Annotated in this window: 22 protein-coding genes; 8 read left to right on the top strand and 14 right to left on the bottom strand. The window is 40.1% G+C overall.

The window, feature by feature from the left end:
• Nucleotide 1: 1 nt before the first annotated feature.
• The 5 genes from J5X91_RS01255 to ccoN all read right to left on the bottom strand — a co-directional run bounded on the left by J5X91_RS01255 (nt 2) and on the right by ccoN (nt 3,979).
• Nucleotides 2–493, bottom strand: coding sequence for a FixH family protein (locus J5X91_RS01255; protein ID WP_011328521.1), 492 nt, complete (start codon nt 491–493; stop codon nt 2–4).
• Between the two features lie 142 nt (nt 494–635).
• A complete protein-coding gene (locus J5X91_RS01250; RefSeq protein ID WP_011328520.1) occupies nt 636–1,670 on the bottom strand; it encodes a c-type cytochrome in 1,035 nt (344 codons plus the stop codon).
• Complete coding sequence (locus J5X91_RS01245; RefSeq protein WP_011328519.1) at nt 1,667–1,852, bottom strand: cbb3-type cytochrome c oxidase subunit 3; 186 nt, start codon at nt 1,850–1,852, stop codon at nt 1,667–1,669. The genes J5X91_RS01250 and J5X91_RS01245 overlap by 4 nt, the downstream gene beginning before the upstream one ends.
• 6 nt (nt 1,853–1,858) lie before the next feature.
• Complete coding sequence (ccoO, locus tag J5X91_RS01240; RefSeq protein WP_011328518.1) at nt 1,859–2,533, bottom strand: cytochrome-c oxidase, cbb3-type subunit II; 675 nt, start codon at nt 2,531–2,533, stop codon at nt 1,859–1,861.
• 12 nt (nt 2,534–2,545) lie between these two features.
• Nucleotides 2,546–3,979, bottom strand: a complete 1,434-nt coding sequence (ccoN, locus tag J5X91_RS01235; RefSeq protein ID WP_011328517.1) for a cytochrome-c oxidase, cbb3-type subunit I — start codon at nt 3,977–3,979, stop codon at nt 2,546–2,548.
• A 344-nt stretch (nt 3,980–4,323) separates the two neighbouring features.
• Between ccoN and J5X91_RS01230 the strand changes: the two genes are divergently transcribed.
• The 3 genes from J5X91_RS01230 to J5X91_RS01220 all read left to right on the top strand — a co-directional run bounded on the left by J5X91_RS01230 (nt 4,324) and on the right by J5X91_RS01220 (nt 9,488).
• Complete coding sequence (locus J5X91_RS01230) at nt 4,324–4,746, top strand: hypothetical protein (RefSeq protein ID WP_182683372.1); 423 nt, start codon at nt 4,324–4,326, stop codon at nt 4,744–4,746.
• Between the two features lie 822 nt (nt 4,747–5,568).
• Complete coding sequence (locus J5X91_RS01225; RefSeq protein WP_208833898.1) at nt 5,569–8,016, top strand: TonB-dependent receptor; 2,448 nt, start codon at nt 5,569–5,571, stop codon at nt 8,014–8,016.
• 104 nt (nt 8,017–8,120) lie between these two features.
• Entirely contained in the window at nt 8,121–9,488 is a 1,368-nt protein-coding gene (locus J5X91_RS01220; protein ID WP_208833897.1) for a hypothetical protein, read from the top strand.
• A 50-nt stretch (nt 9,489–9,538) separates the two neighbouring features.
• On the opposite strand, the gene J5X91_RS01215 is transcribed toward J5X91_RS01220, so the two are convergent.
• From J5X91_RS01215 to J5X91_RS01180, 8 genes are all read right to left on the bottom strand, one after another.
• Complete coding sequence (locus J5X91_RS01215) at nt 9,539–9,793, bottom strand: DUF3862 domain-containing protein (protein WP_086994927.1); 255 nt, start codon at nt 9,791–9,793, stop codon at nt 9,539–9,541.
• A 31-nt stretch (nt 9,794–9,824) separates the two neighbouring features.
• The gene (locus tag J5X91_RS01210) at nt 9,825–10,661 is read right to left on the bottom strand and encodes a peptidoglycan binding protein CsiV (RefSeq protein ID WP_197108122.1); all 837 of its coding nucleotides are present in this window, start codon (nt 10,659–10,661) and stop codon (nt 9,825–9,827) included.
• On the bottom strand, nt 10,661–14,134 hold the full coding sequence (gene mfd / locus J5X91_RS01205) for a transcription-repair coupling factor (RefSeq protein ID WP_208833896.1): 3,474 nt from the start codon (nt 14,132–14,134) through the stop codon (nt 10,661–10,663). The genes J5X91_RS01210 and mfd overlap by 1 nt, the downstream gene beginning before the upstream one ends.
• 61 nt (nt 14,135–14,195) lie before the next feature.
• Entirely contained in the window at nt 14,196–15,089 is an 894-nt protein-coding gene (locus tag J5X91_RS01200; protein ID WP_208833895.1) for a carbon-nitrogen hydrolase, read from the bottom strand.
• Entirely contained in the window at nt 15,086–16,141 is a 1,056-nt protein-coding gene (locus tag J5X91_RS01195; protein ID WP_208833894.1) for an agmatine deiminase family protein, read from the bottom strand. The genes J5X91_RS01200 and J5X91_RS01195 overlap by 4 nt, the downstream gene beginning before the upstream one ends.
• Before the next feature lie 57 nt (nt 16,142–16,198).
• The gene (locus tag J5X91_RS01190; RefSeq protein ID WP_208833893.1) at nt 16,199–16,807 is read right to left on the bottom strand and encodes a PilZ domain-containing protein; all 609 of its coding nucleotides are present in this window, start codon (nt 16,805–16,807) and stop codon (nt 16,199–16,201) included.
• Nucleotides 16,808–17,030: 223 nt separating this feature from the next.
• A complete protein-coding gene (locus tag J5X91_RS01185) occupies nt 17,031–17,792 on the bottom strand; it encodes a haloacid dehalogenase type II (RefSeq protein ID WP_041454475.1) in 762 nt (253 codons plus the stop codon).
• Nucleotides 17,792–18,442, bottom strand: a complete 651-nt coding sequence (locus J5X91_RS01180) for a peroxiredoxin-like family protein (protein WP_179807298.1) — start codon at nt 18,440–18,442, stop codon at nt 17,792–17,794. The genes J5X91_RS01185 and J5X91_RS01180 overlap by 1 nt, the downstream gene beginning before the upstream one ends.
• A gap of 119 nt (nt 18,443–18,561) precedes the next feature.
• Between J5X91_RS01180 and J5X91_RS01175 the strand changes: the two genes are divergently transcribed.
• The 3 genes from J5X91_RS01175 to J5X91_RS01165 all read left to right on the top strand — a co-directional run bounded on the left by J5X91_RS01175 (nt 18,562) and on the right by J5X91_RS01165 (nt 21,849).
• A complete protein-coding gene (locus J5X91_RS01175; protein ID WP_011328505.1) occupies nt 18,562–19,446 on the top strand; it encodes a LysR family transcriptional regulator in 885 nt (294 codons plus the stop codon).
• Nucleotides 19,447–19,598: 152 nt separating this feature from the next.
• Nucleotides 19,599–20,957, top strand: coding sequence for a cytochrome c (locus tag J5X91_RS01170; RefSeq protein WP_208833892.1), 1,359 nt, complete (start codon nt 19,599–19,601; stop codon nt 20,955–20,957).
• A complete protein-coding gene (locus J5X91_RS01165; protein WP_011328503.1) occupies nt 20,950–21,849 on the top strand; it encodes a c-type cytochrome in 900 nt (299 codons plus the stop codon). Before J5X91_RS01170 ends, J5X91_RS01165 begins: the two co-directional genes overlap by 8 nt.
• 183 nt (nt 21,850–22,032) lie before the next feature.
• Here J5X91_RS01165 and J5X91_RS01160 read toward each other — a convergent pair whose 3' ends face one another.
• A complete protein-coding gene (locus J5X91_RS01160; protein ID WP_208833891.1) occupies nt 22,033–23,049 on the bottom strand; it encodes a hypothetical protein in 1,017 nt (338 codons plus the stop codon).
• 273 nt (nt 23,050–23,322) lie between these two features.
• On the opposite strand from J5X91_RS01160, the gene J5X91_RS01155 reads away from it, so the two are divergent.
• Nucleotides 23,323–23,898, top strand: coding sequence for an RNA polymerase sigma factor (locus J5X91_RS01155; RefSeq protein ID WP_011328501.1), 576 nt, complete (start codon nt 23,323–23,325; stop codon nt 23,896–23,898).
• A complete protein-coding gene (locus J5X91_RS01150; RefSeq protein WP_011328500.1) occupies nt 23,895–24,971 on the top strand; it encodes a FecR domain-containing protein in 1,077 nt (358 codons plus the stop codon). The genes J5X91_RS01155 and J5X91_RS01150 overlap by 4 nt, the downstream gene beginning before the upstream one ends.
• Nucleotides 24,972–24,975: the final 4 nt, after the last annotated feature.

Genomic DNA, 24,975 nt, shown 5'->3' with positions numbered 1-24,975 from the left:
ACTACTTATAATTAGGCGTAACTAAAACAGCAAGGGTGGTTGGTAAGGTAATGTTTTCTTTTAGCTTCCAGCTACCATCAATAGGCTCAATAAATACCGAATAAGCACCGTCGGTAAACCCGTCAAGTAATGCGGTAAATTCTTGATTAGCATTAGGCGTTAGCGTGGCTTCAAAGTCATGCGCTTTAATTGTACGATGATAAAACGACAGTTTTAATGCATGTATGTTGCTCGTATCGCCTTTGGTAAATTTAAAACCAACGCGCTCACTGGTAACATTCAGCTCGCCATGTAAGTATAAAGCTTTTGCCTTATCAAACTTAGTAAGCTCTAAGTTAATTGCTTTGCCTTTTTTATAGTAGTCATCTACCACCATATCAGGGCCATTGCCTATGGCGGTAAAGAATAAGCTAATGCAGCCAATAATTGCAGCAGAGGGAAAAAAGATTAAAAACCAAGGCCAAAAATTTTTATACCACGGAGTAGGTTGCATAGTTACTCTAAAATAAAATGAAGATGCGGCTATACTATAATAAATATTTGTAAAAGACTAAAAAAAAGCCTCCGAGTGGAGGCTTTTTTGATCTGGATTAATCTATTGAATTTAAAAGATTAAATATTCGTTAACGGTGTAACTATTTAGCTTGAGATAAGCTGTAAACGTAAGCCGTTAGTAGGTGTATTTTATCTTCACCTAAAATATCTTTCCACGCTGGCATTACACCGGCACGACCATGGTTAAGTGTTTCTTCAACAGCACGTTGAGAACCACCATATAACCAAACGTTGTCGGTTAGGTTAGGTGCACCAAAGGGTAAGTTGTGTGCAACAGAGCCTTTACCGTCAGCACCATGACATGCAGCACACATAGCCCACTTAGCTTCGCCGGCAGCAGCGTCTTTTTGGTTTACAGTACGACCTGAAAGGCTAAGTACATGAGCGGTCATTTCTTTAACGCCTTGCTCACCTAATGCAGCACCCCAAGGTGGCATTGCTGCTATACGCCCGTAAAGTAATGTTTCTTTAATTTTATCGGGTGTGCCGCCATATAACCAATCATTATCAGTTAGGTTAGGAAAGCCAGTACCACCACGCGCGTCAGAACCATGACACTGAGAACAGTTTTGTGCAAAAAGACGTTGGCCAATTTCAATTGCTAGCTGACCTTGTGTCTCGGCATGTTTTTCACCATTTTCAAGTGCAACTTGCTGTGCTGCGTCACCTTCAAATTTAGACTCAACCAATTTTACTACAGGTATTTGTGCCAGTTCATTAAAAATAGGACCAAAACGTGCATCTGCAACGCGGTACTCAGCGTCCAGTTTTACAAAGCGACCTTCTTCTTTAGCAAGTTCTACTGCTTCTTTAGACTCAGCCAAAGAAGTAATACCTTGGTTAGAACTAGTCCACTTACCTAACCCTTCCCAGTTACCTAAACCTGGGTAAGCTGCTAAGTAATAAACAGACCAAATAAATGTTGCAAAGAACATGTAAGTCCACCACTTAGGTAGTGGATTATTTAGCTCTTCAATTCCATCATATACATGTCCGCAGCTTTCACCTTCAGGTACACCAGCGTAGTTTTTTAAATTCCACACGAGTAAACCAAACAAAATGAACAAACATGATAGGGTTAATACAATAACCCAAATACTCCAAAAGCTAGTCATTTCTCAGACCCCTTTTCCTCGTTAGAGAGCGTATTGTTGTGTTTTTTTTCATCTTCGAAAATAACATTAGCAGCGTCTTTAAAACGTGTTTTACTACGTTTGCTGTATGCCCAAGCAACAATCACAATAAATAGTACTAAAATTACCAGAGTTAAAATGCCTCTGTATGTCCCATAATCCATAATTAGTTACTTCAAGTGGGTGCCAAGCTGTTGCAAATAAGCGATAAGGGCTTGCATTTCTGTTGCACCTTTACCGTCATTCATTGCATCAACTTTGGCAACATCAGCGATTAATTCTTCATCACTACCGTAACCTAAACCATCGTAACGGTCGGTACGGCTATCGATTCCAAATGTGTCACGGAAAATTTTAAGTTTATTCAAAGTCAAGCTTGTATCAAGCGTATTCTCTGCTAACCAAGGAAAGCCTGGCATGTTCGACTCAGGAACCACAGCACGTGGGTCAACTAAGTGAGCATAATGCCAGTCATCCGAATAACGTTTGCCTACACGAGCTAAGTCAGGACCAGTACGTTTAGAACCCCAAAGGAAAGGGTGATCCCAAACAGATTCACCAGCAACCGAATAGTGGCCATAACGCTCAACTTCGTCACGAAAAGGGCGGATCATTTGTGAGTGACAGTTAGAACAACCCTCACGTACATATAGATCTCGGCCTTCCATTTCAAGTGCCGTTAACGGACGTAGTCCGTCAACTGGTTTAGTTGTATCGTCTTGAAACATTAGCGGAGTAATTTCAACTAATGCACCAAAGCTAATTGCGAAAACGGTCAAGATAGCCATAAGGCCAATGTTTTTTTCGACTATTTCGTGTTTGTTTTGTGAATTTTTATTGCTCATTATCTCACTCCGTTATGCTAATTGTGCTTGTTCGTCTAATTGCAGCGAATCATTCTTCGCTGCCACTGTACGATAAACGTTATAAGCCATAACTAGCATACCTACTACGATGAACACACCACCAATAAAGCGTATAACATAGAAAGGATGAGACGCCTCTAAAGACTGTACAAAGCTATACATTAATGTGCCATCAGAGTTAACTGCACGCCACATTAGACCTTGCATTACACCTGAGATCCACATTGCTACTATGTATAAAACAACACCAACAGTGTGTAACCAAAAATGTGTGTTAATTAATTTAACGCTGTACATACGACCTTGCGAGAATAGCGCAGGGATTAAGTGGTAAATAGCGCCGATAGATATCATTGCAACCCAACCTAATGCACCTGAGTGAACGTGTCCTACAGTCCAGTCGGTGTAATGAGAAAGCGCGTTTACAGATTTAATTGCCATCATTGGACCTTCAAACGTAGACATACCGTAAAAAGATAATGAAACAACTAAGAAACGTAAAACAGGGTCAGTACGAAGCTTATGCCATGCACCAGACAACGTCATAATACCGTTAATCATGCCACCCCAAGATGGAACGAATAGGATAATAGACATAACCATACCTAAACTTTGCGTCCAATCAGGAAGCGCAGTGTAGTGAAGGTGATGAGGGCCTGCCCAAATATAAAGCGAAATAAGCGCCCAAAAGTGAACCACTGATAAGCGGTAAGAGTAAACCGGACGGCCTGCTTGTTTTGGTACAAAGTAATACATCATACCTAAAAAGCCAGCTGTTAATAAAAAGCCAACGGCATTGTGTCCGTACCACCACTGTACCATTGCATCAACTGCACCAGCATAAATGGAATACGATTTAGTTAACGACACAGGTACAGCCATACTGTTTACAATATGAAGTACAGCAACCGTAATGATAAAGCCAGCATAGAACCAGTTAGCTACATATATATGAGACACTTTACGCTTTGCGATTGTGCCCATAAATACTACGGCATAAGTTACCCATACAACGGCTATTAAAATATCAATTGGCCACTCAAGTTCTGCATATTCTTTAGAACTTGTAATACCCAAAGGTAGTGTAATAACAGCAAGCACAATAACAAGCTGCCAACCCCAAAAGGTAAAAGCTGCTAATTTATCTGAAAGAAGGCGCGTTTGACAGGTACGTTGAACGACGTAATAAGACGTCGCAAAAAGTGCACTTGTACCAAATGCGAAAATAACTGCGTTCGTGTGTAACGGACGAAGTCGAGAGTATGTTAACCATGGTGTATCAAAGTTAAGTGCTGGCCAAGCTAGTTGGGCAGCAATCAGAACCCCAATACTCATGCCAACGATGCCCCAAATCACTGTCATAATAGCGAATTGGCGTACAACTTTATAGTTGTACTCAGTGTGTGATGCTACTGTCTGGCTCATTTTCTGGCTTCCGCTGCAATAAATGCGTTTAGAAATGAATTACCCACCTAAAAAAAGTGGGGCCTACTATTACTTCACAAGCTTGCCATCTAAAACATTAAAAATGCGATTATTTTAGAAAACAGACTCGAGAAACCCTTATTTTTTTGCGGTTGAAATGATAAAATTTTTGGCTTAAAAAAGATAGGTCAATTACATAATATTATGACATCAATCAAACTTTACTAGCTTGCTGTTTACTTTTTGAGGTGAATTGTACGTTATTTGTAATAAAAGTGTGATTTGACCTTGTGACTATTAAATTAGTGCCAGCCATTATTTTTTGGATTGTGAGTACCTGCCACATGTATATATATAGAGTATGTTTGTTTTTTTTACTAATTTTTTTAGTTGCGTGTGATTATTCAAAAACCAGCGATACACAACAATTAAAAAACCTTGCTTGCGAAGCCGGTTTAGCCTGTACTTTTCCAAATGGCGTTAAAGTGTGGCTTAGCGATGGTGATTTATCCCCTGAAACACCATTCTCCATATTTGCCGAGTTACCTAAAGGGCATGTTATTACGAATGCAAAACTTGAAGGCGTAACTATGTATATGGGGTATATTCCTCAGCAATTTAAGCGCCATGGCAACACTTGGCAAAGTGAAACTATGGTAGGTATTTGCGCTGAAAAAAATATGCTGTGGAAATTAATCCTTAACGTAACCGATGAGGTAACACAGCAAAGCAACTCGGTATATTATTATTTTTACGTTACTTACTAAACATGCCATTGCTTATATTGCTTATTAAGTAGCTCGCTTAATTTGCAGCAGGGAGATAAGCATTCTGGTTGAGATCAGTTTAGTTGTGCTTACTCTCTTTAAGTTAAGCGTTACTTTTTATTTCTTGGCGCAGAAAAGCTAAATCCGCAGAGGGTTAGCTTTAGCGCAAGAAGATTAAGCCTACAATAAGAGTACTTCGTACACTCACATCATTTTAGCTAGCACTTAGCACTCCTGCCTTTTGTAATTTTTACTTTCTCTTTTTAATTTCGAAAAATGCATCAATGGTATTTGGTTAATTAAGTGTACTACTAGGTTTGAGGCAATCATTGCTTCATTAAATTGGTGAATAGTTTACTTGTTTAATCTTGGCTGAATAAAAAATCTCTCCTTTAAAAGCTACATATGCGTTAAATCAGACTAATTAATTACTCAAAGCGCATAAATATAGTTATCAATTAACATCTAGTTTTACGGTTTTAATAACCTACTGTGATTAACTTGTTAAATTACCGGTTAAAGGTACATTGTTGAGTTAATTACATTTAATTACAAAGTCCATTAGTTTGATTTCACCTGTGCTTTTAATGTAGCGCAATGCATTTAGTGTATTGATTTTGAAGTGTATTTATTAATTAACAAGGAAACATAGTGTAACGTTTGTACCTTTTTTGGGTGTTGTGTTTTTTAGTTGGTTTTTAATTGGCCTTTCGTTAAGTTTTTGTTCAGTTAATCACGCCTAAGTTGCTGTTTTCTGACTCACAATTCTTATAAAAGTGAGCATTACCATTTAGGTAAATTTTCAACAAGTAGGGTTCATCCATGAAAAAATCAACTCTTGGCTTAGCGGTTATCGCTGCTATTCCAATGTTCTCAAGTGTGCAAGTTTTAGCGGCTGACGAAGCGGCAAAGTCAATTGAAAAAATTCAAGTAACAGGCTCTCGTATTAACCGTACAGATATGGAAACGGCTAGCCCTATTACAGTTATAGGCGATGACTTTATTGCAAAAAGTGGTTACACATCAGTTGCAGACGTGCTTTCTAATCAACCATCAGCGGCAGGGATGAGCTTAGGTGGTTCGAGTAATAATGGTTCAGGTGGTACTGCTACTGTAAACCTACGTGGTATGGGCTCTCAGCGTACTCTAGTATTATTAAATGGTCGTCGTATGGTTTCATCTGGAACCGGTGCAGATTCTTCTGTTGATTTAAATACGATTCCAGTTGCAATGATTAAGTCTATTGAAATTTTAAAAGATGGTGCTTCTGCAGTATACGGTTCAGATGCTATCGCTGGTGTTGTTAATATAATAACCAAGAAAGACTTTGAAGGTTCAGAAGTTAATGTAGAAGGTAGCCGCACTACAAAAGGTGATGGCAATAACTACGGTGTAAGTTTATTACACGGAATGCAAATTGCTGAAGGTAATTTAGTTGTAGGTGCGCAGTATTCAAGCCGCGGCGAAATAATCCAATCAGACAGAAGCTTTGTAGAGCCAGGTCAATCATCATTTATTCCAGAGGGAACACTTGGTGGTAAAATGCCAGATGGAAATGGTGGTTTTATAGACCGTAATAAAGGCTATGATTATACGACTTCTAGCTATGCACAAACACCAAACGACTTGTACAGTATTTTTACTAGCTTTGATAAAGAGTTAGACTCAGATACAACATTTAATGTTGATTTGATGTATACGCGTCGTGATTCGACTCAACAGCTTGCACCACAACCAGCAAATATTGATTTAAAAACAGCTAATTTAGATGCTGCTTATACAAGTGCTTTTGTAGATGGTAAGGGTGCTCTTGCAGATACCTTAGAGTATCGTCGCAGAATGGTTGATGCAGGTCCTCGTATTTATGAGCAAAAAACCGATACCTACAGAGCGTCTGTTGCATTAGCGGGTACGTTAGATAACGACGCTAGCTGGGATGTAAGTGCTACTTATGGCCGTAATGATTCTAAAGATAAAGTTCAAAACTCTATCCATGCAAGCAATGTTGAGCAAAGCATTTATGCTAATCAAGCGCTTTGGTTTGCTGGCGATGCATTAAATCGCGATATGTTAGTGTCAGATGGTGCAATTTACACTGAGTCAAATGAAGGTGGTAACGAGCAGTTTATTCTAGCTGCAGGTTACAGTGCACTAACAGATAACGATATTGGTTATGCAATTGGTGTTGAAAACAGATTTGAAAGTGGTTATTACACTCCAGATATGATCACTCAACGCGGTGAAAGTACAGCGGCACAACAAGATCCAACTGAAGGTGATTACTCAGTACAGTCTGTGTATTTTGAAGCGTCTATGCCAGTGCTTGAGTCAGTAACAATTGAAGGTGCTGCACGTTACGATAACTACTCAACGTTTGGTGGTGCAACAACGTGGAAGCTTGGTGCAACTTGGAACGTAACAGATGAGTTTATGGTTCGCTCTGTATTAGCGACTGGTTTTAGAGCACCTAATGTTGCTGAGCTTTTTGGTGGTAACTCAGGCTCTTTCGATTACCTAGAAGATCCATGGGGTAATGAGCAAGACCCTCAAATCGAAGTAAATTACACCAGTGACAAAAACCTTAAAGCAGAAGAAAGTAAGTCATTTACTTTTGGTATGGTATGGGAACTTACTGATGGCTTATCAAGCACCATGGATTACTGGAAGTTTGATATAACTGATGCAATTACGCGTCTAGACGTTCAGAACGAAATGAGAAATTGTTTTGCTGGTACGCTTGAGTCATGTTCATCAATCAATATTACATCAACAGGTGATTTATCAAATATGAGTTCAGCATTAACAAATGTTGGCTCGCAAAAAACATCTGGTGTTGATTGGAATATCTCATACAAAGCAGATAACTATGCTATCAACCTTGATACAACATACTTAATCGAATTTGAACAAGATGATATTGATTACACAGGCACTATCGATGGCAATATCGGTGGCTATGCTAAAATCAAATCAAATCTATCTGTAAATTACGATGTAAGCGAAGCTTTAAGCTTTCTTTATAATGCAAGATTCGTTAAAGGAATGGATGGCGAGTATTACGGTGACTTCTTTAGCACTGACAATACTGTTTATCATGATATTTCTATGAGCTACAGCGTAAGTGATGATTTACGCATTACTGGTGGTATGAATAATATCTTTGATAAAGAGCCTGAGTCTGTATTAGGTGGTAATGATATGGGAACAGTTCCTGAGATATACGATGTAATTGGTTCGCGTATTTTTGCGAGTGTTAATTTTAAATTTTAATTAGCAGAATAAATATTTTAAGGCCTAGTTTTTACTAGGCCTTTTTTATTGAACAAAATACTTCAGGCAAGTACACTAAGGAGCTATATTACAAGGAGATTTAATTGTTAAAGCAAGATGAAAATTTATCTTTTATTATTGAACCGCAGCTGGGCCAACGCTCAGAGCAACGCCTTGATTTATACTTTTCTATTCCCAACGAAATGGGCGTGAATGCACAAACCCTTAGTGAAGAATCCTATTTTAATAATCAATTTAAATCTTATTTAGCTTATAACGCCAATAATATTCACTTACCGCTAGTGCGAAGCCGTTTTGTAAGTAAAAACAAAGGTGAGCAGCGAGATTACCGACAAAACCTCAATTTGTATTGTTATCAGGTGCGCTTGGCTATTGATGCAGATATTAAAGAAACCCTCAAAATAGAAGACCCTGATGAATTTTATCAACGGGCGGGTGAGCTGTGCGAGCAAAGCCAAAGCTTATTAAGAAAACTAAGACGTTATACCCCTGAAGATGAAAAGCTAATTTCATTTTACACCAATGCCGATAACTACCTTAGTTGGCAAATAGAGCAGTCGTTTTTAAAACTGCTCGATGAAGGACCACGCAGTAGTGACTATGCAAAAGAGCGCAACGACTTAGTTAACTTTTGTAAGTCAGAAAGCAGCTATCGCGAAGAGCAACAATATAATTCAGAATCAACCCTTAAAGATGCAAACCGCATTACTAATAAAATGCGGTTATTGCAGCGTTTAATTGAACATGGTGTAATTTTAAACCGCCAAACTCGCTACCTTAATAGTTATTTAAAACGTTTAGTTAAGGGCTCGGTAACCGCTGTAATTATGGCGTTAGTGATGATAGTTATACTCAACGCACGCGCTACTTTTACAGAAGTTACTGCAACATTAATCTTAATATTGGGGCTTATTTATGGCCTTCGCGAAATATTTAAAGAAGATATAACCCGAATTATTTGGCGCTCTATTGTACGTGGGCGGCCTAAGTGGCGGTTTGTTTTTAAAAATAGCGTGACCAAAGACAAAGTTGCGAGCCAGCTTATTTGGTTGGAATATACGCGCTTTAAAAATATTCCAAAAGAAGTCCGTGCTATTTTCTCCAAACGCCGGCAACAAAATAAGCTCGCTGCACAGTGGTTACACTTTGCAAGCGAAACACGTGTAAATGCCCGAGAGTTTTTACCAGGTTACGATAGTTTGCATCAAACACTGCAGTTTAGCCTTGCGCCGTTTTCTCGCTATCTTAAAAAAGGTGAGGGTAAGTTATATCATCTTGAGAGTAATAAGATTTCTAAGCAGGCTGTAGAGCGGCGTTATCAATTAAATATGGTATTAGTGCTAACCGAGCGAGATAAAAAGCTGTATCAGCGTTATAAAATAACCATGAACCGCAGTAAAATAGTTAATATTGAACTTATTTACTCTGATGACGGTACTAAGCAGGAATAACAAAGGCTGTAACCGGTTACATCCCATGTTATTCCTCTAAAGGGTTAGCGTTAGTTGTTTGCTAACCCTTTTTTGGTAAATAAAGTTACCTTGTTTGATACGAGTATAATTTCAATATTTTTCGCATCGTCACCCCAAACGCAGTTGGTATGCAGTGTTTTTTCTACGCAGTTATCAGCGCTTCCTAAAAAAACTTCGACTTCTGATTTATCCATACCAATTTTTATTTTTTCGTAGTTCTCAACATTTACTTTAGAACACGCTGCTAGGCTTAGCGTTGCTGCAATAATCAGGAGTTTTTTCATTGTTATTTCCTATGTGTTAAATAACATCATATTAATGTTTGAATTTTCTAATTTGGACGATCATCCCCATTCTAGGGTGATCAAAATAGTGTATTTCTTCACTTATTACTCGTCTAAATTGTGAAAAACGAGCGGCTTCTATTTCACCACTATCGTGCTTTTGGCTAATATCGAAATTAGCGGTTATGTATAAATAATGGCGTAAATGTATTTTAAATAAACCGTCGAGTTCCCACTTCATAGTGGGTTCTTTAGGTGCATTAAAAAAGGAATCTTGCGAGTTAACCAAACTAATAAAGTCTGGGTTTGCATAACTTGGGGCGCTAGGCTCTGCACTTTTAATATGCTCACCAGCGATTAAATGCATGCTAGGTGCACGCGACTTACTTGCCCCTTCAAAACGCCAGCCAGTATGTAATAGTGGCGTTAACCCTTTGCGCTCTAGGGCTTGGCGTTGGCTGTTAAATTGCAGTTGTGTTGGTGCTAAAAGGTATGTTTGCTGCATTGTATCTTGTGCAGCTACAAGCGGTGTTACCGGTAGGTGTTCATAACTTTTTAAATAATCAATACTGTTATCACACACCCCAGATTGCTGTTTTGAGTTAACTAAAGAATCTGTAAAAGAGCGTTTTTCAAAGCGTGTATCGCCATCAATACACGCTTGCATAGCTTGCTCAGTGTAAAGTGGGGTGAGTAAATCAAGTGTGTTTTTATCTTCAATAGCTGGTTTTTTAAGGCTAAAGTCTTCTTGTAAGTACGGAGCAGGGCGTTGTTTAAATACCAGCACTTCTACTTCAAACCAGCGCTCAGCAATTGCGGTGCTGCTAAATAAGCAGCATAAAATAATAAGCGATTTTTTTAGCAACATTAATGGCTAACCTTTTTTTCGAAATCTGCAAGCATTGCAGTGACCATTTTCAAGCGTTCGCGGGCATTTGCCTCGCTAATAACAAAGCGCAGTTTATTTGCGCCATCCATTTTGTACACGCGCGGTGCACTTTGTATCAAGCCTATGATGAAGCTAGGATTAACCTTAGTGTTTTGGCTAAATTCAAAGTAACCACCTTTCGGGTTTGCCTCAATTTTTGTTATACCTAAATCACTTGCTCGCATTTTTAATTGCTGCAGGCTAAAGAGGTTTTTAGCCGCGTCGGGTAATAAGCCAAAGCGGTCGATTAATTCTACCTGCAATTCGTCCATATCGGCAACATTAGCACAACTAGCAACGCGCTTGTACATACCTAAACGTGCGTTCACATCGTAAATATAATCATCGGGTAATAAAGCCGGTAGCTTTAAGTCTACCTCAGTTTGTTTTTGCAAGAGGTTTTCAAGGGTGGGCTCTTTGCCTTCTCGCAATGCTTTTACTGCTTGTTCAAGCATTTCCATGTATAAGCTAAAGCCAATGGTTTGCATTTGTCCTGATTGATCATCACCTAAAAGCTCACCCGCACCACGAATTTCTAAATCGTGGGTTGCTAGTGCAAAACCTGCGCCTAAGTCTTCTAATGACTCTATTGCTTGTAAGCGTTTGCTTGCATCTTTAGAAAGAGCTTTAGGATCGCCTGTTAATAAGTAGGCATAAGCTTGGTGATGGCTGCGACCAACACGTCCACGTAATTGATGTAACTGCGCTAAACCTAGTTTGTCGGCTCTATCCATAATTATGGTGTTAGCAGTTGGTATGTCAATACCGGTTTCTATTATAGTGGTACACACTAATACGTTGTATTTTTGGTGGTAAAAGTCAGCCATTATTTGCTCAAGCTCTTGCTCGCGCATTTGCCCATGTGCACTGGTTACGTTTGCCTCGGGCACCCATTCACTTATTTCTTGTGCTACGCGCTCAATTGTCTCTACGTTATTATGTAAAAAGTAAACTTGGCCACCGCGTTTAATTTCTCTAAGTACCGCTTCACGTATTAATTCTACATCGCGTTGGCGCACAAAGGTTTTTACTGCTAAACGCTTTGCAGGTGGAGTGGCAATAATAGATAAGTCGCGCATACCGCTCATGGCCATATTTAAGGTACGCGGGATAGGCGTTGCAGTTAAAGTGAGTATGTCGACATCGGCGCGTAGCGCTTTAATCTTCTCCTTTTGGCGCACCCCAAAGCGATGTTCTTCATCAACAATTAATAAGCCTAAATCGTTAAATATAATATCAGCCTGGATCAGCTTATGAGTACCAATGACAATATCGAGCTTGCCGTTGGCCATTTTTTCAAGCGTGTCTTTTTGCTCTTTAGGTGAGTTAAAACGCGACAATACACCTACCTCAATAGGAAAGTCGGCAAAACGGTCTTTAAAGTTTTCAAAGTGTTGTTGGGCAAGTAATGTTGTAGGCACCAAAATAGCTACTTGTTTGTTATCGTTAACAGCTACAAATGCGGCGCGCATGGCGACTTCGGTTTTACCAAAGCCTACATCGCCACACACTAAACGGTCCATGGCTTGTTTTGATTGCATATCGCCTAATACGGCTTCAATGGCATTGCGTTGATCGTCGGTTTCTTCAAACGGGAAGCTGTCGCTAAATTGGCGATAAGCTGGGGCATCGAGGGTAAATTTATTCCCTGGTTTTGCTTGGCGCTGAGCGTAAATATCAAGTAACTCAGCGGCTACATCGCGCACTTTTTCAGCAGCACGTTTTTTAGCTTTGTCCCATGCATCTGAGCCAAGTTTATGCAGTGGTGCACTGGCTTCTTCGCCGCCCGAATAACGACTTAGCATATGCAGCGCCGAAACCGGTACATACAATTTTGCTTCACTGGCGTAAGTAATGGTAACAAATTCAGTGGTAATGCCTGCGGCATCTATGGTTTGCAAACCTTGATAGCGACCAACGCCGTGATCAAGATGTACAATAGGTTGGCCTTCTTTAAGTTCGGCTAAGTTACGAATTAGTGCATCTTGGCTGGCTTGGTATTTATGCTTACGGCGACGGCGCTGCGATACTTTTATGCCAAGCAGTTCTTGTTCGGTGATAATAGATAAACTAGGTTTAGTACCTAATACAACACTTTGCTCCAGTGGGCTAACAATTAGGCCAACGTCGCTTTGGCTTTTTGTAAACTGCTCAAAACTAGTAAATTCTTTAAACTTTAAGCCGCTAGGTTTTAATACTCCCAGTAATGACTCGCGCCGGCCATCCGACTCTACGCTTAGTAAAATACGGCCTTTGTACTTTTTTTGCGCCGCTACATAGTTTATAAACGCACCGTAAGGTTCGCTTTGTTTATGATCAATGCGAATAACAGGTAATTCACTAACAGTTAAATTTTTATTGCCTGCTTTTGTACCTAGTTTTGCTTGAGATAAGCGAATACGCGCATAATTCCCTAAATTAGCAAACAATTCATTAATGGGTTGATACAGCGCGCTTGGCTCTAATAATGGACGCAGTGGGTCTACGCGGCGGTTTTCATAGCGCACGTTTACGTCATGCCAAAAATTATCGGCGGCATGTTCTAAATCACCGAGCTGCATTACCGTTGTGGTTTCAGGTAGGTAATCAAAAATAGTGGCCAGTTGCTCGAAAAACAGTGGCATATAATATTCTATACCGGCAGGCCAATTACCTTTACTCACTTGCATGTAAACAGAGTCTTGCTGCGCGCTGGCACCAAACTTCTCACGGTACGCTATTCTAAAGCGTTCAATGTCGGCTTCGTTAGTGGGAAATTCGTGTGCCGGGAGCAGTTCAATTTTATCTACTTTTTCATCTGAGCGCTGGGTTTCAACATCAAATAAACGAATGCTGTCGAGCTCGTCGTCAAAAAAGTCGAGTCTAAAAGGATGCGGGCTGCCCATAGGGTATAAGTCGACAATAGAGCCGCGAATGGCGTACTCGCCGTGCTCCATTACTTGCTGTACGTTTAAATAACCCGCTTGTTCTAAATTATTTCTGAAATTATGAGTATCGAGCTTATCACCCACCTTAAAGTTAATTGTGGACCCATAAATAAACGAAGCCGGGGCGGTGCGCAGCATTAAGGTAGAAACAGGGACAATTAAAACACTTTGTTGCTCGTTTTTGAGCGTATTTAAAGTGGCTAAACGGGCAGAAATAATATCTTGATGAGGAGAAAAGTGGTCGTAAGGCAGGGTTTCCCAGTCAGGAAATATCATTACCGGGTTGTCGGGCAATAAATATTCTAGCTCGGTTTCAAGGCGCAGGGCGCTTGGCGTGTCTGGGGTTACAATTAATACTAAATTGTCTTGTTGTTTTACACCCTCAGCAATAGCAATGCTTAAACCGCTGCCGCTAAGTTGCCCCCATTGAATTTTATCTTTTTGAGATTTCACCCAAGGCAAGGCTGCCCATTGCTCAAACGCCATTTATTACTCCATTTATAAATTGGCCCTAATTTATTATGTAATAAGGGCCAAGTAATTTTATTTAATCGCGGTAAATTTTTGTTAAGTCTTGGTAGTGATCAATTCTGCGGTCGCGTAAATACGGCCAAATACGTCTTACGTTTTCGCTGCGCTGTTGATCAAGCTCAATTACTAAAATTTGCTCGTCAGTATTATTAGCCTCAGCAAGTAATTCACCTTGTGGCCCTGCAATAAAAGAGTTCCCCCAAAATTGAATCCCTTCGCTTTGCTCACTTGGGTCTTGCTCGACTCCAACGCGGTTACAACTAATTACCGGTACACCATTGGCAATCGCATGGGCGCGCTGGCTAATAACCCACGCATCTTTTTGGCGGGTTTGTTCATCGCTATCATCACGCGGATCCCAGCCTATTGCAGTTGGATAAATAAGTAGCTCAGCACCGGCCATTGCCATTAAGCGTGCAGCTTCAGGAAACCACTGATCCCAACATACTAATATGCCCAATTTACCTACTGAGGTTTGAATTGGCTCAAAGCCTAAATCGCCTGGAGTAAAGTAAAATTTTTCGTAAAAACCAGGGTCATCGGGAATATGCATTTTACGGTATTTACCGGCAATACTGCCGTCATTTTCAAGTACTACAGCGGTATTGTGATAAAGGCCGGTAGCACGCTTTTCAAATAACGACGCCACAATTACAATGCTTAACTCTTTTGCCAGCTCACCTAAAGTATGCGTGCTTGGGCCTGGAATGGTTTCGGCTAAATCAAACACGTCTACATCTTCGGTTTGGCAAAAGTACAGGCTACGGTGTAGCTCTTGCAGCACAACTAATTTAGCGCCTTTGTTGGCTGCTTCACGAATTGCGGCAATCGACTTTGCCATATTTTGCTCAGCATTATCGCTATTGCTTTGTTGTACGAGTGCAACGGTTAATTTTGCAGGGCTGGTCATTGAGCTGCTCCAGTTAAAAATCCACGTGGGAGTTGCATTGTTATACAGTGCAAACTGCCAAATTGTTCAATAATAGGTAGGCAATTAATGCCCACAATTGTGTGCTCTGGGTACGCTTGTTGAATTTGCGTTAAGGCGAGCTTATCGCTTACATCATCGTACGTTGGTACTAATACCGTATTATTAATAATTAAATAGTTAGCATAGGTAGCAGGCAAACGTGTTTGCTCATCGTCATACACTGCTTTGGGCCAAGGTAAGGCAATTAAATTATATGGGGTGTTATCGGTAGTTTTAAAGCCTTGAAGCTGTTTTTCCATCGCATGCAGCGCGTTGTAATGCTCATCGGTTTTATCATCGCACTGTACATAAACAAGGGTATTGTTTGGTGCAAAGCGAACTAGCGTGTCTATGTGGCTGTCGGTGTCGTCGCCCGCTAAATAACCATGGTCAACCCATAAAAAGTCAGTTGCTCCTAAGTGCTGTTTTAACAGTGTTGCAATGTCACTTGGGGTTAAATTTGGGTTGCGGTTTTTATTGAGCAAACATTCACTGGTAGTAAGTAATACGCCGTGTTCGTTTATTTCAATGCCACCGCCTTCAAGCACCATATCTACTGCTTGGTAGTCATTATTTGTATCGCTAAGCTCATTGACTAAAACACGGTTTATTTGATTATCTAAATTACTTGCAAATTTATTACCCCAACCGTTAAAGGTAAAATCATACACTTTAAGCTGATTAGGGTTATTTATAGCGGCGCAAGTAAGGGGGCCGTGATCGCGTGCCCATGTATCATTTGTTGGTGTAACTACAAAGTGAACACAGTTTAAGGGGACGTTGGCGGCGTGCAATAGCGCAATAACATGCTCTTTTACAGGCTCACTGTGCGCTACAATAACTAACTGTTGAACTGCGGTAATATGTTTTGCAAGCGCTACATACACAGGCTCAACGCGTGCTAAGTTTTCAGCCCAATCGGTGTTTTTATGCGGCCAAGTTAGCATAACAGCGTCTTGCTCGGCCCATTCTGGTAAAAGTCTAAAATTCATGAGTAATTGATACAAATTAAGGTAGCGCTAGTTTAGCAGTTTGAGTGTACATGTCAGCTATTTATCATCTGCTTGCATGTTTTGTGATTGCTCTAATTGCTGGCGTTTTTTTAGTTGTCGGGTTTGCGCATGCAAACTGGCTCTAACGACTAGTTCTTGGTCGCTGTCTCTTATGGCTATAAAGAGTAAAGTGTATTGGTAATGCTCGGTATCGATTTTTTTAATTGCAACGACTTCGGTATAGCAATAAACAGCTGACGCTTCATGGTGTAAAAAAAGTTTAGTTCGAAATTTTTGCCCTAAAGAATAAACATCCTCTGTTGTAAATTTTACGCCACCGCCGCCATAACTATCGCAATAAATAGCGTTATCTTCGCTTTTCTCTGAGGCGAGAACATGGCTCATTATTAAGTCTATTTTACGTGATTGCGCTTGTAAAAAAACCGCTAGCTCTTGGGCAACATCACCTAAATTACGCAGTGGTCCAAGCGCGCTTTGCTCTAAGCTACTTACTTCATTAGCGAGTTTAAATAAAGGGGGGATGTCTGCGTCTAACTGAGTAAGGTTTTTTGGAACGGCGTTATCATCAACTATGTATAGGTTTACACGGTTACTTTCATCAATTTGAAAATATTGTTCAAACTCACTTAATCTTTGACTGTTCATAGCACTCTCCGCAACACATTTAAGTAATAATAGCGCCCTTAGTGCTAAATTACTAGAATATATGTTTTTTGAATAACTGCTTGAATACTTTATTTATATTCATTTTATAAATATAAAAAAACGGCCAACGTTATCCTAACATTGGCCGCTGGGTATTGATTAATTTTTACCACTTTAATCATGGCACATAGATGCCGTATGGGGAGGAGACCATTACATCAGGTTATTTAAGCAGCTCGGTTAACTCATGTAAGTTTTTTACAACATGATCTGGTTTTTTAGCCAGTGGGTAAAGTGCTTTACCTGGGCGTGCAATAAAAGTGGTTTGTAAACCGGCTGCTTTTGCGCCGGCTACGTCCCAACCATGTGCTGCAACCATCATGGCTTCATTTGGTTTTACATTAAGTTTTTTAAGTACCCATTGGTACGCACGTAAGTCAGGCTTGTACACTTTAATATCTTCAATGCTGTAGCGCTCGTCAAAATAATGGGTTAAACCAGCGCTTTCAAATTGTGCTTGTACGCCTTTATTTGAAGAGTTTGTTAGGCTAACCAGCTTATAACCTTGTGCTCTTAATGCAGCTAAACCTGCTTTTACGTCTGCGTGTGGAGGCAGTGTTAATAATGGTGTAACAATCGCGGTTTTTGCTTGCTCGCTGGTAATATTAATATTGTTGTTTTGTGCCACCATTAATAATGACGCCACGCCAATTTGGCCAAAGTCTTGGTAATCGCCAATTACAGTTGATACCAACGAGTGGTGTAGCATAGTAGAAAACCACAATGGTAATAAATCCTCTCGCCCACCAAGTGCTTCGCCTATAGAAGCGCGCATTGAATCTAGATCAAGGAGTGTTTCGTTAACGTCAAAAATTAACACTTTAGGTTTATTTGAGGTTTGTTCGGCCATAGTATCTCCAGATAATAGGCTTGCGCCTAAAATTAATGAAAGGGTTAGGGTTTTTAGGGATGTTAATACAGACATTATTTACTCTCAGATTTTAAAGCGTTTAATACATCAAAAGGTTCAGCGCGTAGGGTGTAGTCTTCAGTTACAAATGCGTAAGTGATCACACCTTGTTGATTAATAACATAAGTGGCCGGTAGTGGTAGTTGAAAGCTTTTATCGCCGTAGTAGTGCTCAAAATCAATACCAAATTCGGTATATAACGCTTGAATACGCTCATCGAGTGTAAACAATAAACCGAACTGCTTGGCTATTTTATTACTTACATCTGAAAGTACATCAAATTCAAGGTCGTTTTTTTGCGCCGTTGACAGTGTTTCATCAGGAAGTTGTGGTGAAATGGCAATTAACTGTGCATTTTGCGCTTTAAATTGTGGTAAGTAATCATTTAGGGCTTTTAACTCTAAATTGCAATAAGGGCACCAGCCACCACGGTAAAAGCTAATAATTACTGGGCCTTGTTTTAATAATGTCGCTAGTTCAACCGTGTTCCCTTGATGATTAGCCAAGCTAAAATTGGTAACTTTTTGCCCTACCTGTAATGCATTATCTTTAATGTGCTGGGCAATAAGCTCTGCGTTTGTCGTATTCATTAGTGCTAAAACATCTGCAGGGAGCTTTGCTTCTTTTTGCACGTTATAGGCGTCAATTTGCGCTTTTAAACTCATATATAACCTCAATAATTAAGTTACGTTAGATTATATAGTTTTAGTTATTTAAATATAGATTGCAAAAGTGAAAGCTTCATTCGAAAATATTAAACATTGAAAACCCAAAGTAGCTTTTTATGTATAACATAAGTGATTTAGAAACTTTTATAGCCGTAGTAGAGAATAAAGGTGTACTTGCCGCTGCGCGCGAGCAAGGTTTATCGCCAGCAACAGTGAGCCATCGCCTTAGTAAATTAGAGCGAGAGTTGTCTACTGTTTTAGTCTTTAGGGATAGTCGGCGAGTACGTTTATCGCCTGCAGGAGAGGTGTTTTACACGCGTGTGGGCGCTATTATTGAGGCACTGCACGATGCAGAGCATAGTATAGGTGCTCGCAGCTCAACTGTGAGTGGGTTGCTAAGGGTAACTATGCCACCGTGGATTTTTTCTAAGTATGTTATGCCTAAGCTCAGCGAGTTTGAAAGTGAATATCCTCAATTAAAACTCGACTTTTTAATTACGGACCACTTTATTAATGTGGTTGATGATGCTCAAGATGTGGCTATAAGAGTAGGGCAGTTAAACGACTCTGGCATGTTGTCGCGTAAAATAGTCAATAATAGCCGTGTGTTATGTGCAGCGCCTAGCTATATAAATAAACAGGGTATGCCAAGTAATTTAACCGAGCTTGCGGCGCATTATTGGGTATGTTTGCCGTGGCAAAAGCAATTAAAATTATTTGACGAGCAAGGCAAAATCCACAGTTTTAATGCTAAAACCCGCTTTACTATTTCAAACTCAGATAACATGACCCAAGCTGCCATTGCTGGGCATGGCATTGCAATTAAATCAAAAATAGCAATTGGTGAAGAGCTCGCAAATGGCACCTTAGTTGAAGTTATGCCCGGTGTAATGGCGCAAAGCGACGCACCAGTATGGTTTTTACGGCCACAAAACAGCTTAACCACACGTAAAACTGAGGTGTTTTTTAACTTTATAAAGTCATTATTTGTTGCATGCTAACTATATAAGCGGTTGCATGACGCTTTTATTATGAGCAGCGCATGCGTTAGATCAACCTTTGTTCTTATACTCATTTGAGAATATTTTATTGTTGTTATTATCCCCCTCAGGCTTATTGGCCGTTTTATTTCTTTGAGGGATTAAATTTAACAATGAAAAAAGTGACGTACATTGTGTTAGTAGGTATTGCACTCTTGGTGTTTGCCTTTGTGGGCGCTAAGCTCATTCCTATTACTTTAGCACCACCTTTAGCTGCAACACATAAAGTAGATATTAACGATCAAACGCTCATTGCTCAGGGCGAATACTACGCACGAGTTGCTGACTGTGTTGCGTGCCATACGGCACCCGGCGGAAAACCTTTTGCGGGTGGCTTAGGCATGCAAACACCTATGGGGGCTATTTATTCTACTAATATTACTCCCGACATCGAAACAGGCATTGGTAGTTATAGCTACGCCGATTTTGAACGTGCAGTTAGAAAAGGCATTCGCCAAGATAACCAACCGCTTTATCCTGCTATGCCTTTTGTGTCATATAAAATAGTAAATGATGCTGAAATAGAGGCAATGTACGCGTATTTTATGTCAAGCGTTAGCGCAGTAAAGCAACAAAATCAACAAACAACCATTCCATGGCCTGCAAGTATGCGTTGGCCATTAGCATGGTGGCATGCATTATTTTCACCAGCGCGTAGCTTTACAGCTAACCCCAATTTAACGACTGAGCAAAATCAGGGTGCCTATTTAGTTGAGGGATTAGCTCACTGCGGTGCGTGCCATACGCCACGTGGTATTGCTTTTCAAGAAAAGGCGCTATCAGATGATGTATCGGGTCAGTTTGTATCAGGCTCAGTACTGGAGGGCTGGTATGCTAAAAGTTTACGTAATGAAGGGTTAGGCTTAGCAACCTGGAAACAAGCCGATATTGTTGAATTTTTAAAAACAGGACGTACCGACAAAACTGCCGCATTTGGCAGCATGGCCGATGTAGTGGCGCATAGTACGCGGTACTTTACTGATAAAGATTTAAACGCTATTGCTAGCTATTTGCATCAGTTAGCACCGCGCCCTGGGTATGAAAAAAATTGGCAGTCAAAAGCAGATACCACTACAAGTGCATTGCGGGCAGGTGACTTTTCGGCCTCTGGTGCTTTGTTGTATATGGAGCAGTGCGCCGCGTGTCATCGTTTAGATGGAAAAGGCGCACCACGTATTTTTCCAGCATTGGCTGGTAACTCTATTGTGTTTGCAGAAGATCCCAGTTCGTTAATTCAAGTCACTTTAGCAGGGGGTGAAATGGCAACAACCGCGCACGATGTAATGACATTTACTATGCCTGAGTTTTATCATTTAAAAAACCAAGAGTTAGCCGATGTTTTAAACTTTATTCGCAACAGTTGGGGCAATCATGGCAGCCATATTTCGAGTCGAGATGTTGCGACTATGCGCCGTGTAGTTGACCATGCTCCGGTACATTATGTACCCGCAAAGGAGATAGAAAATGAATAAGTTACTAGGGATAAGCGTGCTTGTAGTTGTAATTTCGGTTGCTGCTTACATGGGTTATGAAAGCCGTTTTTATGATGCGCCTGATGCAAAAACTTACGATGTAATTAATGCCGAAGGTAAAGTGATTGATCAATTTACCATTCCTAAAATTACCGATGTAGTAGGCCACAAAGATGAAGAGGCTATTTTATACGGTATGCGCTTACTTAACGAAACGGCGCGCTTATTGCCCGATAATGTAGGTAACGGGCTCAATTGCAATAGTTGCCATATGGGGCAAGGTAAACGAGAGTTGGGGGCACCCTATATAAATACTTATAATCGCTATCCGCGCTTTAATCCGCGTGCGCAACGCGTACTTGATTTAAACGAGCGTATTAACGGCTGTTTTCAACGTTCGATGAATGGTAAACCAATCCCAATAGATTCGCCAGAAATGCAAGGTATGCATGCTTATATGAAATGGTTGGGTGGTGATGTGGCACCGGGCAATACCGTTAAGCTAACTAGCCTAGAGTTTTTTAAAGTAGGCAAATATACAGCAAACGCAAATAACGGTGCACAGGTTTATGCAGCGCAATGCGGTACTTGTCATGGCAGTGATGGCGAGGGGATAAAAGATCAATTTGGTGATTATATTTTCCCACCATTATGGGGCGATGACTCATTTAACATTGGGGCAGGTATGGCACGAGCCTCTCGAGCAGGTGCATTTGTTATTCATAACATGCCATTGAGTGTGAGTCGTGAAGCGCCGCTTGGGCAGATCACTTTATCAGAGCAAGAGGTTGTTGATGTTGTGGAATACTTTACTAAAAAGCCACGTCCAGACTTTGCAGGTAAAGAAAACGATTGGCCAGGTATGGATAATCCCGCTGATTCTCGTTATTAATACAGTATGCATAACCGCTTAAGCTAACAAGGTTAAGCGGTTTTTTATTGCTGCAATGTACTTAGTTAAAACTCAGATTATTTACTCTGTGTATACTAGAGTAGTACAAAAAACGCGCCGTTTTGGCGCATTTTTATTGGCATAACATAAACCTAATATTTGAATTAAGACCATTACCTCAGATTATTTAAAATTCCACATTGACCATATACCTACTTCATTTTGAGTTCGCTCAACTGTTGCACTATCAATATTACTTTGCTTAGCAACAAGCGCCAGCGTTAAATAAGAAGTTGCCTTATAATCAACACCTAGTTGTATGTAATCACGTTCTAAACTAGCGTTTAAACGTCTATTAGGGTTGATTGTATCGTACCGAGCAAATGCAGAGTAACCCGGTTTAAAAGCATAACTTGCCCAAGTCCCCCAGCCGCTGCTAGCGTCTTGCGGTATTTTGTTAACTTGGTTCCAGTTGTCGTTATATACATATTCAACGCCAAAACGTACCCCTTGATGCAGGTAACTTAGCGCTGCATTGAAACGCTCTGCAGTATGATTTTTCTCGGCCTCGTCTTTATCAAGTGCGCGTGTACCTTGATAAGCACCTAAAGCAAAATCAAATTGTTTATTTATATGCCACACAGCCGATGCTTCTAAATCAATTCGATCGCCCACAGTTGGCTTTTGAAAACCACCCCCAGTAATAGCCGATACAGCATACGAAAAGTGCGCCGATTTATGGCCATAATGAATACCTAAATCGGTTGGACCGGCTAATTTGTTTTTTGGCGTTAAGCTCGGATCAACATAACGATACCCTACACGGCGTGCGATGTAATCAATCCATGGCAGTTCAGCAACACCAATTTTAAGCGTACTTCCTTGATTAAAACTGCGTTTTATATAAGCATGACGAAACCAAATGTCGGTAGGGTCTTGCTGGCGTTGCCACTGCACATCTGTGGTCACTGTTAATGACCAGTCATCATTAAATTGATGGTCTAAATTAAGATAAAAGCGCTTTACATCAAGTTGCCAATCTTCAATATCCTGGTGCTGATCGTCAATTTGAATATTACTAAAATTCGCAAATACTTGGCTCGATAACGTGGTTTGCGATGCGCTCACCGGTGCACTAATAACAAGCAATCCACTTGCTGCTAATAATACAGAAACACTTAAACTTGTTTTATTAAACACCACAAAACTCCCTTAGGTTGCTTACATTCAAGCGAGATAAATTTTGCATATTATAGCTTTTTAGTTGTTGCACCACGAACTTGCTAATACGTTATTTAGTTAAAGCATGACCTAGGTCAAAATGCAGGTTTATTACTGTTTTAATAACATATAAAGAGACTTTTAACGCAACGAAAAAATAACCGTGGATTAACAATTTACCTTGTAATTAACGTTAAAATTAGTCATCTTAACAAACTTAGGTTTATACAATAATAAGGGATGAAATTAAGGATGGCGCGAGGACTCAAATTAGCCACTACATTTACAGAGTTATCGACTCATTTACGCCGCTTTGTTTCACGAATAGTGTTACCTGACGACGTAGAAGATATAGTGCAAGAAACCTTTATTAAAAGCTACGAAGCTGATTTAAAACAAGATATTCAATTTACGCGTAGTTACATGCTCAAAACTGCTAAACACCTTGCCCTTAATCATATTGCTAAATGGGATAATAAATTTAGCGACTCCCTTTGTGATGATCATGAATTACCAAAGTTACTTAAATCAATACAACTAGAGGACGAGTACACCTCGAAAGAGCGTTTTTTATTGTTTTGTCGGGCAACAGAGCAACTAAGCTTGACGGTTCGTAAGTGTTTTATATTAAAAAAAGTGTACGGTATGAGCCAAAAAGAAATTGCCCAGCAACTACAGTTAAGTCAAAGCACAGTAGAAAAACATATTGCAAAAGGGTTACTACAAACCATGCTATACATGCGAGAGCATTCTCAGGATGAAAATGAGCAGTATAAAAAGCACGACACCGCTGCTCAAAAGCCAACTATAGTGAGTGTGGCAAAATGAGTAATATTCATCAATTTACACCAAAAGATTTAATTTTAGAAACAGCAGCTAATTGGATAAGCGCGATAGATCGCGGTTTAAACAAGGTTGAAAAAGAGCAATTTAAATTATGGATGCTGCAAAGTAATGCACACCAAGACGCCGTTTACGAACTCGCTAAGTTGTGGGACGAACTGAGCGTATTAAACGAGTTAAGCACTTTATTTCCGCATAAAAACAATACCGAGGAAAAAAGTAAATGGGTGTTTTCGTATGGTATCGCGGCCAGCTTATTTGCTGCGTTAATGATTTGCAGTTACTTATTGGTTAATTTAGAGACTGGTTATAACCAAGCCCTAGCGAAAGTTAATTATACTAAAATTTATAAAACCAAGGTGGGAGAGCAAGCCACTTACGTACTGCCCGATGGCACCATAGTGCAACTTAATACCAACAGCCTATTAGAGGTTGCCTATAGTAAAGGGCGCAGACAGTTATTACTGAGTAGAGGGGAAGGGCGTTTTAATGTTGCTAAAGATGCTACGCGGCCATTTAGTGTGATGGCAGGTGATAAAAGCTTTACAGCATTAGGCACTGTATTTAATGTGCAGCGCAATACCTCATCTCATTTAGAATTAGTGGTAACTGAAGGAAAAGTGATGATCACTGATCCGAGTGTAGCTGTAGATGCTAACGATTTTAAAGCCTATCAACTAGCCGATAACAGCACCCAAAAAATTAGAAAAATAAACGCAAACATTGTACTTTCGGGCGAAAAAGCAATTATAGAAAAAAGTGTTACAGCGCCTATTAAACGCCTCTCTGCTGACGATGTGCAACGAGATTTAGCGTGGCAAAATGGCATGCTAATTTTTAACGGAGAACAATTAAGCGATGCCTTAAATGAAGTTAGCCGTTATACCGCTACTCGGTTTGAGCTTTCATCGGCAGAGCTTGCGAATATTAAAGTTGCAGGGGTATTTAAAGCGGGTGATGTTGCTGGGCTACTTGAAAGTTTAAAAACAAATTTTTCGATTGATCACGAACGCTTAGGTGAGCACGTAGTTAGCCTTAAACGTCAAACTAAGTCATAAATAG

The sequence above is a fragment of the Pseudoalteromonas sp. K222D genome (genome assembly GCF_017653575.1).
Taxonomy (GTDB): Bacteria; Pseudomonadota; Gammaproteobacteria; order Enterobacterales; family Alteromonadaceae; genus Pseudoalteromonas; species Pseudoalteromonas nigrifaciens.
Note: the sequence above shows the minus strand (reverse complement) of the source record. Positions and strands in the feature narration are given on the sequence as shown.